The following is a 14,184-nucleotide window of genomic DNA, read 5'->3' on the forward strand; positions in this document are numbered from 1 at the left end:
CGTCGGCGGGCGCCTGCTGTACACAGATACTCTTGACTGGTGACCGACGCCCGAGAGACCGCAACAGAAGCACCCCCGGCGCCGGTCCCGCTGCTGGACCCGCGCGAGGGAATCCCGCCGGTGACCGCCAGCCCGGAGGCCTTCGCCGACATCGTCGCGGCTTTCGCCGCGGGCTCCGGACCTGTCGCCGTCGACGCCGAGCGCGCATCCGGTTACCGCTACGGTCAGCGGGCCTATCTGGTCCAGCTGCGCCGCACCGGGGCAGGGACCGCGCTGATCGACCCCGTCGCCTGTCCGGACCTGTCGGCGCTGAGCGCCGCGCTCGACGGCACGGAATGGGTGCTGCACGCCGCCACGCAGGACCTGCCGTGCCTCGACGAGGCGGGCATGCGACCCGCCCGGCTGTTCGACACCGAGCTGGCCGGCCGCCTGGCCGGGTTCGCTCGGGTCGGGCTCGGCGCGATGGTGGAGAACGTCCTCGGGTACGCCCTGGAGAAGGGCCACTCCGCCGTCGACTGGTCGACCCGGCCGCTCCCCGAACCGTGGCTGCGGTACGCCGCGCTCGACGTCGAGCTCCTGGTCGACCTGCGCGACGCGCTGGAGGAGGAACTGCGCGCCCAGGGCAAGCTGGAGTGGGCGCTGCAGGAGTTCGCGGCCATCGCCGCGGCCCCGCCGCCCCCGCCCCGCGTCGACCCCTGGCGCCGCACCTCCGGCATGCACAAGGTGCGCCGGCGCCGCCAGATGGCGGTCGTACGCGAACTGTGGAACCTCCGGGACCGGCTCGCCCGCGAACGGGACGTCTCCCCCGGCCGCGTCCTCACCGACGCCGCGATCGTCACGGCGTCGCTGGAGGCCACCCCCAACGCGCACGCGCTGGCCGCGCTCCCCGGGTTCGGGCACCGCATGGGGCGGCGCCAGCTGGAGCAGTGGCAGGCCGCGATCGACCACGCCCGCAGCATCCCCGAGCGCGACCTCCCGCAGCCCGGCCCCGCCTACACCGGCCCCCCGCCCCCGCGCGCCTGGGCCGACAAGGACCCGGCCGCCGCGGCCCGGCTCTCCGCGGCCCGCGCGGCGGTCTCCGCGCTGGCGGAGCAGCTGAACCTCCCCCAGGAGAACCTCATCACCCCGGACACCGTCCGCCGCCTGTGCTGGGCGCCCCCGCGGGACCGCAGCCCCGAGTCCGTGTCGGCCTTCCTCCAGGACGCCGGCGCGCGCCCCTGGCAGGTCGAGCTCACCACGCCCATCCTCACGGCGGCGCTCGCGGCAACGCCTCCGGCGTAACCCGGGGGTTGCCCCTCGCGGCCGCCTGTTGTGTGCGGGTTGTTTGCGCCTGCGGCGGGCGGTTCCCCCGCCCGCTTGCCCGGCGCGGTCAGTGCGGGTCTCGCATCGTGTGCCTGGGTCGGGGCCGCGCCGGCGCACTCCCCCAGCCTTCGGCCGGGGGGACCCCCATGGGCGCACCTCGCCACACCCCCTCCCACGGGTTGGGGCGCATGACGGCCGGTGGGGGGTGAGTAAGGCACTTGCGGCCACCCCGGACCGCCTTCTCACCCCACTCTCCGGCCGTCAGTCGCGTCGCATGCGGAGGGGGCGGGGGCGTAGGGGTGGGCGTTCTGGACGCTGACGTGTATTTGTTGTGCGGCACGGACGGCAAGGACCTGGACCGCCCGTCATGCACATAAATATGCGGTCCAGAATGCCCAGCCCCGCAGGCCCCGACCCCGGCCCACGACCCACAGGGCGAACCCGCACTGACCGCGCCGGGCCACCCTCAGAAACCCCACGGCAAGCACGAACGGCCGCACGCGGGAACCCCGGAGGAAGACCGAACGTGTGACCCCGCACACCCGCACTGTGCACATCGGTTACCCGCGAGTAGCATGTACGGCGGAGCCGCCGTCTTCTGCCCGCGGCAAGCGAACCCGCATCTTGAGGAGAGCCAACGTGCCTCGTACCGCTAGGGACGTCGTCTTCGTCGACGGCGTCCGCACCCCGTTCGGCAAGGCGGGCCCGAAGGGCATCTACCACGAGACCCGTGCCGACGACCTGGTCATCAAGTCCATCCGGGAGCTGCTGCGGCGCAACCCCGCGCTCTCCCCGGAGCTCATCGACGAGGTCGCCATCGCCGCGACCACCCAGATCGGCGACCAGGGCCTGACCCTGGGCCGTACGGCCGCGATCCTGGCGGGGCTGCCCAAGTCGGTGCCCGGTTTCTCCATCGACCGCATGTGCGCGGGCGCGATGACCGCGGTCACCAGCGTCGCCGGCGGCGTCGCCTTCGGGGCGTACGACGTGGCGGTCGCGGGCGGCGTGGAGCACATGGGCCGGCACCCGATGGGCGAGGGCGTGGACCCGAACCCGCGCTTCGTGTCGGAGAAGCTGGTCGACGACTCCGCCCTGTTCATGGGCATGACGGCGGAGAACCTGCACGACCGCTTCCCGCACCTGACCAAGCAGCGCGCCGACGAGTACGCGGTCCGCAGCCAGGAGAAGGCCGCGAAGGCGTACGCGAACGGCAAGATCCAGCAGGACCTGGTGCCGATCTCGGTGCGCCGCACCTCCCCCGAGGGCGGCGAGACCGGCTGGGGCCTGGCGACGACGGACGAGCCGATGCGCCCGGGCACCACGCTGGAGAACCTGGCCGGCCTCAAGACCCCGTTCCGCGCCCACGGCAACGTGACGGCGGGCAACTCGGCGGGGCTGAACGACGGTGCCACCGCTTCCCTGATCGCCGCCGAGGACGTCGCCCAGGAGCTGGGCCTCCCGGTGAAGATGCGCCTGGTCTCCTACGCCTTCGTGGGCGTCGAGCCCGAGGTGATGGGCGTCGGCCCGATCCCGGCGACGGAGAAGGCGCTCGCCAAGGCGGGCCTGTCGATCTCCGACATCGGCCTGTTCGAGGTCAACGAGGCGTTCGCCGTGCAGGTGCTGTCGTTCCTCGACCACTACGGCATCGCCGACGACGACGCACGCGTCAACCAGTACGGTGGCGCCATCGCGTTCGGCCACCCGCTCGCTTCCTCCGGCGTCCGTCTGATGACGCAGCTGGCCCGCCAGTTCGAGGAGCAGCCGCACGTCCGCTACGGCCTGACCACCATGTGCGTGGGCTTCGGCATGGGCGGCACCGTGATCTGGGAGAACCCGCACTTCGACGGAGGCAGCAAGTGACCACCACCGCCGAGCTCCTCAAGGGAGCGGCCGAGCTGTTCCCGGACGAGGTCGTGACGCAGGCGCAGGTGCGCCACCTCGACCTCCCCCAGGGCGCCGGGCGTTTCGCGCTCATCACCCTGGACAACGGCCTGGACCACACCAAGCCGACCACCTTCGGACCGCAGTCGCTGGCGAACCTGAGCGCCGCCCTCGACCAGGTCGAGAAGGAGGCCGCGGACGGCGGGATCGTCGGTGTGGGCATCACCGGCAAGCCGTTCATCTTCGCGGTCGGCGCCGACCTCAAGGGCGTCGAGCTGCTGAAGCGGCGTGAGGACGCCCTGGCGATCGGCAAGGGCGGCCACGACGTCTTCCGCCGTCTGCAGTCCCTCGCGGTGCCGACCTTCGCGTACTACAACGGCGCGGCCATGGGCGGCGGCGTCGAGGTCGGCCTGCACTGCGGCTACCGCACCGTCTCCTCGGCCATCCCGGCCTTCTCCCTCCCCGAGGTCTTCCTGGGCCTGGTCCCGGGCTGGGGCGGCTGCGCGCTGCTGCCGAACCTCATCGGCGCCGAGCGCGCGGTGAGCGTCATCATCGAGAACTCGCTCAACCAGAACAAGCAACTGAAGGGTGGTCAGGTCTACGACCTGGGCATCGCCGACGCGCTGTTCGACGGCGCGGACTTCCTGGAGCAGTCGCTCTCCTGGACCGCCGCCGTCCTCAAGGGCGAGATCCAGATCGTCCGCCCCGAGGTGGACCGTGGCGCGGCGTGGGACGAGGCCGTCGCCAAGGGCCGCGCCTTCGCCGACTCCAAGGTGCACGGCGCCGCCCCGGCCGCGTACCGCGCGCTGGACATCATCGCCGCCGCCAAGGACGGTGACCTGTCGGCCGGTTTCGACGCCGAGGACGAGGCCCTGGCGGACCTCATCATGGGCGGCGAGCTGCGCTCCGGCATCTACGCCTTCAACCTGGTGCAGAAGCGCGGCAAGCGCCCGGCCGGTGCCCCGGACAAGAACCTGGCCCGCCCGGTCACCAAGGTGGGCGTCGTCGGCGCCGGTCTGATGGCCTCGCAGCTGGCGCTGCTCTTCGCGCGCCGCCTGGAGGTGCCGGTGGTCCTCACCGACATCGACCGGGAGCGCGTGGACAAGGGCGTGGGCTACGTCCACGGCGAGATCGACAAGCTGCTGCTCAAGGGCCGGGTCAACCAGGACAAGGCGAACCGCCTCAAGGGCCTGGTGTCCGGCTCCCTCGACAAGGCCGCCGCCTTCGGCGACGCGGACTTCGTCATCGAGGCGGTCTTCGAGGAGATCGGCGTCAAGCAGCAGGTGTTCGCCGAGGTCGAGGCGGTGGTGAAGCCGGAGACGATCCTGGCCACCAACACCTCCTCCCTCTCGGTCTCCGAGATGGCCTCGAAGCTGGAGCACCCGGAGCGGGTCGTCGGCTTCCACTTCTTCAACCCGGTCGCGGTGCTGCCGCTGCTGGAGATCGTGCGCGGCGAGCAGACCGACGACGCGTCGCTGGCCACCGCGTTCGCCGTGGCGAAGAAGCTGAAGAAGACCGCGGTGCTGACCAAGGACGCCCCGGCGTTCGTCGTCAACCGCATCCTCACCCGCTTCATGGGCGAGATCCAGAACGTCATCGACGAGGGCACCCCGGTGGAGACGGCGGAGAAGGCCATCGAGCCGCTCGGCCTGCCGATGTCCCCGCTGGTGCTGCTGGAGCTGGTCGGCCCGGCGATCGGTCTGCACGTCTCCGAGACGCTCAACCGCGCCTTCCCGGACCGCTTCACGGTCTCCCCGAACCTCGCGGCCGTCGTCAAGGCGGGCAAGCGCGGCTTCTACGTCTACTCCGCCGAGAACGGCTTCAAGCCGGAGCTGGACCCCGAGGTCGCCGCGCTCCTGGTGCAGGGTGACAGCGTCCTGACGGAGGAGCAGGTGCGCGCCCGCGTCCTGGACGCCGTCGCGCAGGAGATCGGGATCATGCTGGAGGAGGGCGTCGTCGCCGAGGCGCAGGACATCGACCTGTGCCTGATCACCGGTGCCGGCTGGCCCTTCCACCTGGGCGGCATCACGCCGTACCTGGACCGTGAGGGCGTCTCGGAGCGGGTGAACGGCAAGCCGTTCCTGGCCCCGGGCGTGGCCTCCGTCCCGGCGTAACGCCGGCTGCGTACGCGGAAGGGGCCCCCGCCGTCCGGCGGGGGCCCCTTCCGCGTGCGCGGCTCAGGAGGCCTGCGCGCCGCCGTCGGGGACGTGGGCGGTGCAGTAGGCGACCGTCAGGTCCCGCACGAGGGCCTTGCGTTCGTAGTCGTCGAGGTCGACCAGGCCGCGCTCGAGCAGGCCCCGTACGGTCTCGCCGACGGCGGTGAGGGCGTCGTCGAGGGCGGCCCGGCGGTGGCGGGCGTCGAGCGCCGCCAGCTGGGCGCGGCGCATGGCGGAGGCCACGGCGGGGGCGTAGTCGACGCGGACGGGCTGGGCGGAGAACACCTCGACGCCGACCGGCCGCAGGTCCTGGACGAGGATCCGGGTGAGGTCGTCCGCAAGACGGTCGGTGGCGCGGAGCGTGGGACCGGGACCGTGGAAGTCGTCGGCTGGCAGCCGGGACACGCAGCGGGCGACCGCGGCCTCGACCTGTTCGCGCAGGTAGCGGACGTGGTCGTGGACGCCGAAGGCGGCCCGCGCGGTGTCGCGGACCCGCCACACCACCAGGACCGTGATCTGCAGCGGGGTGCCGCCCGCGTCGGTGGCCTCGATGGGGCTGCTGCGCCAGTGGCGCAGGCTGGTGTCGATGCGGCGGCGGACGAGCAGCGGGCTGATCCACAGCAGTCCGGTGCGGCGGACGGTGCCGTGGTAGGCGCCGTGCCGGGTGAGCATCCACACGGAGCCGGGGCGGCCCCGGGCGAGGCCCAGCGCGGTCAGGGCCGTGAGCGCCACGAGGACGGCCACGGCGCCGCCGCGGACGGCGGGGGACGTCCCGGTGGGGCCCAGCACGAGCGCCGCCGTGCCTCCGGCCGCCGCCAGGGCCGTGAGCACGGCGAGGCCGCCGGGAAGGCAGCGTCCCGGACGCTCGGCGATCTCGGGCAGCGGCGCCGCGCCGGCCCGGCCGGGGGTGGCGTAGGCGGTGGGGGCCTGGGCGGGGACGGGACGTTCGGCCCGGCTCCCCTGGGGGGTGATCGTCATGAGAAGAGCCGCCTCCACGTCTCGGGACCCGGGTAGCCGTCCGCCTGGCTGCCCGACCAGCCCTGGGACCGCTGGAAGGCCTCCACCGCGCGCCGGTCGGCCTCGCCCCAGCGGGGGCCGGGCCCCTTCGCGTAGAACCGGCCGAAGCCCTTGGCAGCCAGCCGCCGTCCCAGCGCGAGCACGTGCGGGCCCGACTGGCCGGGCCGGAAGCCCCCGAGGCCCGGGTAGGCCGGCTGGGCCAGGTGTGCCTGGCGGGCCGGGGGCGCCGGCGAGCGGCCGCCGCCGACGTCGGACCCGGCACCCTCGGTCAGGTAACGCCACGTCAGGGGGCCCGGGAAGCCGTCGGCCTGGTCGCCCTTCCAGCCCTGGGCGCGCTGGAAGGCGCGGGTGGCCTCGCGGTCGGCGTCGCTCCAGCGGGGTCCCGGACCGTCGTGGTAGTACGCGCCCGCGCCCCGCTTCCGCAGCATCCGGCCGAGCCGGGTGACGTAGCCGTTGGAGGCGCCGGGGCCGAAGGACACGCTTCCCGGGTAGCCGGAGGCCAGGTCACCGAGGTCGAGGTCCCCGTAGAGGTCGTCGTAGAAGTCGTCGTAGCCCTCGCCGCTCAGGTACTTGTAGCGGTAGGGGACGTAGCGCTTGGAATGGTCCCAGTAGGCGTACGGGGTCGTGCGCACCCGGGCGCGCGGCCGGGTCTCCTCGTAGGCCACGTAGCGGTTGTGCGCGGCGTTCGCCCAGCCCCCGAAGATCGTGACGTGGGAGCCGTCGACGGGGTCGCGGGGGTTGTGGAAGAGCAGGATGTCGCCGGGTTCGAGATCACCGCGGCCGATCCGTTCCGCGAAGCGCGGCAGCGTGCCGGTCCACTGGCTGCTGCCCAGGCCCCAGGCCATGGAGACGAATCCGGAGCAGTCCTGCCGGTAGCCGTCCCGCCAGCGGCGGCGCATGTCGTACGGGACGCGGGCGTCGATCCAGCGCTGGGCCCGCTCCAGGATCTGATCGCGGGTCAGCCGGAGCGGGGCCACGGCGCCGATCCGGTCGGGCTGCGCCTGCTCGGTCAGGCCCGCGGACGCGGCCTGGCCGGCGTCCTCCGCGGGGGCCGCCACGGCGGCGGGCGCCATGACGGCCGCGCCGGCCGTGGCCAGGAGGACCAGCGCGACGGGAGCGGCGGCCGGTGGCGCGCACGGGGGCGTGGCGCGGGTCGCCGCCCGGATCAGCCGCCGCCGTGCGCAGTCCTCACAGACGCAGCCCGGCTGCGGCCCGACCTCGTCGAACACCGGTGTGGACATGCGCACCACCACTCCTCGCGATCGAGTGCCACATGCCCTTATTACCCGATTTCCACATAAATCTGATGGAATGACAGCAGGTGGTGTGGTCAGCCTGTCGCGGTGGTGCTGTTCACGACCTCGGCGACGGCCTTGTCGACCAGCTGCGTCAGCCTCTCGGGGGTGAGCCCGGACGCGCCGCCCGAAGGGTCGGTGACGGTCTCGCCGTTCACCTGCACGACCGGCGCGGAGGTGAACCCGGCCGCGGCGAACTCCTCCTGGGAGCGCCGCACCCACCCGTCGTGGTCCCCGCCCTGGACGCACGGGACGAAGTGCGTCTCGTCCACGTCGCCGGCCTTCTTGGCCAGGCCCTTCAGGAACGTGTCACTGGTGAACGGGTCCTCCGAGGCGTCGGCGGGCTGGGCGTCCCACACCTGCGCGACGTACTCCTGGAAACGGCCCACGTCCTGGGCGCACGCGGCCGCGTTGGCGGCGGCCAGGGAGCCCGTGCCGCCGTCCGCGGTGTCGGTCGGCGTCACCAGGCGGTAGTCGATCCCCACCTGACCGGTGGCGACCAGCTTCGCGAGGGTGTCCCCGTACTCGGCGGCGAAGGCCTTCGACTCCGGGCTGCGCAGGTCCTCGTACACGGTCAGCGTCACCGGCAGCTTCGTCGGCTTGACCGGCACCGCCAGCTGTTCCTCGCCCGAGGCGCCGGCCGGTACCTTGACCTCGTGCTGCTTCTCACTGCGCACATGCGCCCCGAGGACGGCCGAACCCCCGAACACCACGCCCAGGACGATCACCGTCCCGGCGTAGGACTGCCAGCGCTTGGACTTCGTCTGCTTCACCGGGACTTTCTACCACCGCGTACGAGCACGCCCCGTGGGAGGGTACGGCCTCCGCCCTATGCACCTGCCCCGCCGGCCGGTCACCGAGCAGGACACCCGGCCCCGGGCCGGCTGTGACAGGGTGGGCCGGTGAACGGTGGGAGCGCGCCCCTGGTCGTGGTCGACGCCGCCAACACCGTGGGGTCCGTCCCCGACGGGTGGTGGCGGGACCGGCACGGGGCGACGGAGCGCCTGCGGGACACCCTCGCCGGGCTGGCCGGTACCGGGCTGCCGGAGCGGGCGGACGTGCCGGAATGGGCCCGGCGGGCGCCGCTCGACGTCGTGCTCGTCGTGGAGGGCGCGGCCCGGGGCGTGGCACCCGTGCCGGGGGTACGGGTCGAGGCGGCGCCCGGCAGCGGTGACGACCTCATCGCCGAACTCGTCGCGGGCCGTCCGGCGGAGCTGCCGTGCCTGGTCGTGACGGCCGACCGCGAGCTGCGCCGCCGGGTGACCGCCCACGGCGCGGCCGTCACGGGGCCGCGGTCGGTGCGTGCCTGACTACCGGCGAGACGGCCGGACGTACAGCACCGCGCCGTCTGCGGTGGCGACGCGCTCGTAGCCGCCCCGGTCGAGCAGGCGGCGCAGACCGGGCACGTGCGCCGCGCCGTAGGGGGCGTCCCGCGAGTCGTCGACCACGACGGCCGGGGGCGCGGCGGAGAACTCGCGGCGGAAGGCCGCCCAGGCGCCCGGTACGGCGTACTCCTCGCCGACCCGGGCCCCGCCGCGGCCGCCGCTGAAGTTGGTGAGGAATCCCGCCGTGAGGAACCGGCCGGCCGGTGCGCGCCCGGACAGCCAGTACTGCTCCGGGTGCATGCCCCACACCAGGACGGTCCCGTCCGCGTCGGTGTGGGCGCGGATCGCGGCGGCGACGGCCCGGGCGTGGTCGAGTTCGGCGCGCGGGGCGGCGAAGCCCCAGCCGGTGAACACGGCCGCCGCCAGCACCGTCCAGACCGCGGCCGCCTTTCGGGCCGGACCGCGCGCGGGCAGCCGGCGCAGCGCGGCCACCCCGACGAGCGTGAGCGGGGGCAGCAGTTGCAGGTAGTAGTGGCCGTAGAACTGGAAGCCCGCCACGACGGCGACGGCGGCCGCGCCGAGCCAGATCCACAACTCGGCCCCGGCACCGGCCCTCCGGCGCGCGGCGAGCCGGACGGCCGGCAGCACCAGCCCAGCCCCGGCCGCCGCGAGGATCGCGGCGTTGCCGAGCCCCCGCCCGGCCGCGAGCAGCCAGGCTCCCTCGGGCGAGATGTAGGCCCCGGAGCCGGTGACCGTCCAGAAGACGAAGCGCCCCGCACCGGTCGCCAGGGCCACGGCCACGACGGGCAGCGCGCACCCCGCCGCCAACCGGGCCCATGCTCCAGCGGACGCGGACGCGGCCGCACTCCCCCGCCGGGCCCGCCACAGCATCCAGACCACCGGGAGGAGCACCACCGCGCCGGTCTGCTTGGTCAGCGCCGCCCCGGCCACCGCCACCCCGGCCGCGCCCCAGCGCCCGCGGTCGGCGCACAGCACGGCGGCGACCGTCCACGGCAGGGTGAAGACCTCGAAGGACGCCGCCTGCGTGTCCTCGGGCGCCAGCCCCACCGACAGCAGCAGGTAGCCGAACCCGGCGGCCGCGCCCCACCGGTCGCCCCAGCGGCGCCGGGCGAGGGCGACGAGCAGCGCCGCGGTCACCACGTGCGCCACGACGGCCGCCGCCCGCACGGGCCGGAGCGAGCCGTCGCCGAAGAGCACGAACGCCCCCTCGTAGAGCCACGGCAGCAGCGGGGGCTTGCGGTCCACGACGGTGTCGTAGAGGACGCCTCCGGAAGCGAGCACGCGCGCCTGGGTCGCGAGGAACCCCTCGTCGGGGTTCCAGACGGGGCGTACGAAGGAGGGCAGATGGACCAGCGCCGCCACCAGCGTCAGCAGCGGGAGCAGCACGGGCCACGAGAACCGGGTGAACGGTGAGGGCGTCCGGGACGGGGCGCCGTCCGCCCGCCGGTCCTGGAGCGCGGGCGCGGCGGCGCGGGCGGTCTCGGGGCGGGTCGGCACGCGCCCAACGTACCGGGCGCCCTCGGTGTGCGTCAGCTCACCCCTGCCGGGCCGGTGTGCGGACCCGGCTGTGCCGGTAGCCGTAGAGGAAGTAGACGAGGAAGCCGAGGGCCATCCAGATGGCGAACCGCAGCCAGGTCTCGGCGGGGAGGTTGAGCATCAGCCACAGCGTGGCGAGCACCGACACCGCGGGCAGCCACGGCACGAGCGGGGTGCGGAAGGCACGCGGCAGGTCGGGGCGGGTACGGCGCAGCACCACGACGCCGATGGCGACGACGATGAACGCAAAGAGGGTGCCGATGTTCACCAGCTCGGCCAGTTCCTCGATGGTCGTGAAGCCGGCGACGATCGCCACGATGCCGCCGAGCAGGATCGTCGAACGGTAGGGCGTGCCCCGGGTGGGGTGCACCCGGGAGAAGAAGCGCGGCAGCAGCCCGTCGCGGCTCATCGCGAAGAAGACCCGGCTCTGCCCGAGCAGCAGGATCATGCAGACCGTCGTCAGGCCCACCACCGCGCCGAAGGCGATCAGCCCGGCCCAGAAGGGGTGGCCCACCGCCTTGAAGGCGTCGGCCAGCGGCGCGTCCACCGTCAGCCGGGTGTAGTGCTGCATGCCGGTGACGACGATGGAGACGGCGACGTAGAGCACGGTGCAGATGATCAGCGAGCCGAGGATGCCGCGCGGCACGTCCCGCTGCGGGTTCCTGGTCTCCTCGGCGGCGGTGGCGACGATGTCGAAACCGATGTACGCGAAGAAGACAACGGCCGCCGCGGTGAAGATGCCCATGACGCCGAACTGGGACGGCGTGAAGCCCGAGATCAGCTGGATGAGCGGGGCCTTGATGCCGGCCTCCGCCCCCTCGGACGGCACGGCGGGCGGGACGAACGGGGTGTAGTTGTGGCTCTTGATGAAGAACGCGCCCACGATGATGACGATCAGCACCACGGTGACCTTGATGGCGACCACCACGGAGGTGACCCGGGCCGACAGCTTCATCCCGGCGACCAGGACGGCGGTGAGCACGGCCACCAGCAGGAAGGCCAGCAGGTCGAAGTGGAAGCCGCTCTGTTCGCCGCCGGACAGCACGGACGGCAGGTGCCAGCCCCAGTTGTCCATGATCGAGCGCAGGTAGCCTGACCATCCGACGGCTACCACGGCGCAGCCCAGCGCCAGTTCCAGCACGAGGTCCCAGCCGATGATCCAGGCGGGCAGTTCGCCGAGGGTGGCGAAGGAGAAGGTGTACGCGGATCCGGCCACCGGCACGGTGGAGGCGAACTCCGCGTAGCACAGGGCGGCGAGCGCGCACACGACGCCCGCGGCGACGAAGGACAGCGCGACGGCCGGGCCCGCGTTCTCCTTCGCCACCTTGCCCGTGAGGACGAAGATGCCGGTGCCGATGACGACGCCGACACCGAAGACCGTGAGGTCGAGGGCGGACAGCGACTTCTTGAGCGCGTGCTCGGGCTCCTGGGTGTCCCGCAGGGAGTCCTCGACCGATTTGGTACGGAAGAAACCGCTCCGACCCTTCGCAGCGTTACCGCCCACGTCCACCGGCGCACCTCCACAGTTGTTCCTGCATCACAGCACCCGCAGATGCTTGTGACCGGATCTGGCGCGCCTACACATCAGCAGAAGGGCCGGGCGATCACCCATTGGGGTGTCGCCCGGCCCGGTGGTGCGAAGGACGGGGAGCGGCCGTCAGTCGCCCGCGACCTGGGGCGCGGGCTCGTCGGCGTAGCGGCCCCCGAGCCGGCTGACGAGGCCGGTCACCTGGCGCGCGATGTCCGGGGCGGTCAGACCGATCTCGGCCATGACCTCCTTGCGGCTGGCGTGGTCGAGGAACTCCTGCGGGATGCCGAAGTCGCGCAGCGGCACGTCCACGCCGGCGTCGCGCAGCGCCTGGGCGACGGCGGAGCCGACACCGCCGACGCGCCCGTTGTCCTCGACGGTGACGACGACCCGGTGGCCGGCCGCGAGACCGGGCAGGGCCGCGTCGACGGGCTTGACCCAGCGGGGGTCGACGACGGTGGTGGTGATGCCCTGGGCGTCGAGCAGGTCGGCGATCTCCAGGCACATCGGGGCGAGCGCGCCGACGGAGACCAGCAGGACGTCCGGCGTGGCGTCGTCGTCCTGCGGCTTGGCCTGACGCAGCACGTCCATGCCGCCGACCTTGCCGACGGCCTTGACCGCCGGGCCGACCGCGCCCTTGGAGTAGCGGACCACGGTCGGGGCGTCCGACACCTCGACGGCCTCGCGGAGCTGGGCGCGCACCTGGTCGGCGTCGCGCGGGGCGGCGATCCGCACGCCCGGGACGACCTGCAGGATCGACATGTCCCACATGCCGTTGTGCGAGGCGCCGTCGGTGCCGGTGATGCCGGCGCGGTCCAGCACGAAGGTGACGCCGCACTTGTGCAGCGCGACGTCCATCAGGACCTGGTCGAAGGCGCGGTTGAGGAAGGTCGCGTAGACGGCGACCACCGGGTGCAGGCCGCCGGTCGCCAGGCCCGCCGCGGACACCGCCGCGTGCTGCTCGGCGATCCCGACGTCGTAGACGCGGTCGGGGAACGCCTTGGCGAACTTGTCCAGGCCCACGGGCTGGAGCATCGCGGCGGTGATGGCCACGATGTCCTTGCGCTCCCTGCCGAGCTTGACCATCTCCTCGCCGAAGACCGAGGTCCAGTCGGCGCCGGAGGCCGCGATCGGCAGGCCGGTGTCCGGGTGGATCTTGCCGACCGCGTGGAAGCGGTCGGCCTCGTCCTGCAGGGCGGGGGTGTAGCCGCGGCCCTTCTCCGTCAGGCAGTGGACGATGACCGGGCCGCCGAAGCGCTTGGCGCGCTGCAGCGCGGACTCCAGGGCGGCGATGTCGTGGCCGTCGATCGGGCCGACGTACTTCAGGCCCAGGTCCTCGAACATGCCCTGCGGGGCGATGAAGTCCTTGAAGCCCTTCTTGGCGCCGTGCAGGGTCTCGTACAGCGGCTGGCCGATGACCGGGGTGCGCTCCAGCAGTTCCTTGGTGCGGGTGAGGAAGCGCTCGTAGCCGTCGGTGGTGCGCAGCGTGGCGAGGTGGTTGGCGAGGCCGCCGATGGTGGGGGCGTAGGAGCGCTCGTTGTCGTTGACGACGATGACCAGCGGGCGGTCCTTGGCGGTGGCGATGTTGTTCAGCGCCTCCCAGGCCATGCCGCCGGTCAAGGCGCCGTCACCGATGACGGCGACGGTGTGGTCGTGCTTGCCCAGCTGCTCGTTGGCCTTGGCCAGGCCGTCGGCCCAGCCGAGCACCGTGGAGGCGTGGCTGTTCTCGATGACGTCGTGCTCGGACTCGGCGCGCGAAGGGTAGCCGGACAGGCCCCCCTTGCTCTTGAGCTTGGAGAAGTCCTGACGGCCGGTGAGCAGCTTGTGGACGTAGGACTGGTGCCCGGTGTCCCACAGCACCTTGTCCTGCGGCGAGTCGAAGACACGGTGGAGCGCGATGGTCAGTTCGACGACACCCAGGTTCGGTCCCAGGTGCCCGCCCGTCTTGGAGACCTCGTCGACCAGGAAGGTACGGATCTCGCCTGCCAGCTCGACCAGCTGCTCCGGGCTGAGCCGGTCGAGGTCGCGCGGTCCCTTGATACGGGTCAGCAGAGCCACCCGTGCCTCCTTGTTGTCGCTTGCCGGTTTCCCGAGTGTATGTGTTCGCGTTTTCAGCTCCGCAC

At 73.0% G+C, this 14,184-nt stretch carries 10 protein-coding genes; 4 read left to right on the top strand and 6 right to left on the bottom strand.

Going from position 1 to position 14,184, the window contains the following annotated elements; translation table 11 throughout:
- The first annotated feature begins 39 nt into the window (after positions 1-39).
- The 3 genes from OG937_13430 to OG937_13440 all read left to right on the top strand — a co-directional run bounded on the left by OG937_13430 (position 40) and on the right by OG937_13440 (position 5,297).
- Entirely contained in the window at positions 40-1,281 is a 1,242-nt protein-coding gene (locus OG937_13430; protein ID WUD72619.1) for an HRDC domain-containing protein, read from the top strand.
- Positions 1,282-1,941: 660 nt separating this feature from the next.
- The gene (locus tag OG937_13435) at positions 1,942-3,162 is read left to right on the top strand and encodes an acetyl-CoA C-acyltransferase (GenBank protein ID WUD72620.1); all 1,221 of its coding nucleotides are present in this window, start codon (positions 1,942-1,944) and stop codon (positions 3,160-3,162) included.
- Positions 3,159-5,297: a 3-hydroxyacyl-CoA dehydrogenase NAD-binding domain-containing protein gene (locus tag OG937_13440; GenBank protein WUD72621.1), complete on the top strand. Its 2,139-nt coding sequence runs from the start codon at positions 3,159-3,161 to the stop codon at positions 5,295-5,297. Before OG937_13435 ends, OG937_13440 begins: the two co-directional genes overlap by 4 nt.
- A gap of 63 nt (positions 5,298-5,360) precedes the next feature.
- On the opposite strand, the gene OG937_13445 is transcribed toward OG937_13440, so the two are convergent.
- From OG937_13445 to OG937_13455, 3 genes are all read right to left on the bottom strand, one after another.
- Positions 5,361-6,317, bottom strand: a complete 957-nt coding sequence (locus OG937_13445; protein WUD72622.1) for an SPFH domain-containing protein — start codon at positions 6,315-6,317, stop codon at positions 5,361-5,363.
- Positions 6,314-7,597, bottom strand: a complete 1,284-nt coding sequence (locus OG937_13450; GenBank protein WUD72623.1) for a peptidoglycan-binding protein — start codon at positions 7,595-7,597, stop codon at positions 6,314-6,316. The genes OG937_13445 and OG937_13450 overlap by 4 nt, the downstream gene beginning before the upstream one ends.
- Positions 7,598-7,686: 89 nt before the next feature.
- Positions 7,687-8,424: a DsbA family protein gene (locus OG937_13455; protein ID WUD72624.1), complete on the bottom strand. Its 738-nt coding sequence runs from the start codon at positions 8,422-8,424 to the stop codon at positions 7,687-7,689.
- A 129-nt stretch (positions 8,425-8,553) separates the two neighbouring features.
- Here OG937_13455 and OG937_13460 point away from each other — a divergent pair, with 129 nt between their 5' ends.
- On the top strand, positions 8,554-8,961 hold the full coding sequence (locus OG937_13460; protein ID WUD72625.1) for an NTP pyrophosphohydrolase: 408 nt from the start codon (positions 8,554-8,556) through the stop codon (positions 8,959-8,961).
- On the opposite strand, the gene OG937_13465 is transcribed toward OG937_13460, so the two are convergent.
- The 3 genes from OG937_13465 to dxs form a co-directional block, all read right to left on the bottom strand.
- Positions 8,962-10,494, bottom strand: a complete 1,533-nt coding sequence (locus tag OG937_13465) for a glycosyltransferase family 39 protein (GenBank protein WUD72626.1) — start codon at positions 10,492-10,494, stop codon at positions 8,962-8,964.
- 37 nt (positions 10,495-10,531) lie between these two features.
- A complete protein-coding gene (locus OG937_13470; GenBank protein ID WUD72627.1) occupies positions 10,532-12,043 on the bottom strand; it encodes an amino acid permease in 1,512 nt (503 codons plus the stop codon).
- 147 nt (positions 12,044-12,190) lie between these two features.
- Complete coding sequence (dxs, locus tag OG937_13475; GenBank protein ID WUD72628.1) at positions 12,191-14,119, bottom strand: 1-deoxy-D-xylulose-5-phosphate synthase; 1,929 nt, start codon at positions 14,117-14,119, stop codon at positions 12,191-12,193.
- Between the last annotated feature and the right edge of the window lie 65 nt (positions 14,120-14,184).

Source organism: Streptomyces sp. NBC_00510 (assembly GCA_036013505.1).
In the GTDB taxonomy this organism is placed as follows: Bacteria; Actinomycetota; Actinomycetes; order Streptomycetales; family Streptomycetaceae; genus Actinacidiphila.

Bases quoted from the DNA above. Each gene is read 5' to 3' on its own strand.
- OG937_13445 (WUD72622.1), bottom strand. From the start codon at position 6,317: ATGACGATCACCCCCCAGGGGAGCCGGGCCGAACGTCCCGTCCCCGCC.
- OG937_13450 (WUD72623.1), bottom strand. From the start codon at position 7,597: ATGTCCACACCGGTGTTCGACGAGGTCGGGCCGCAGCCGGGCTGCGTC.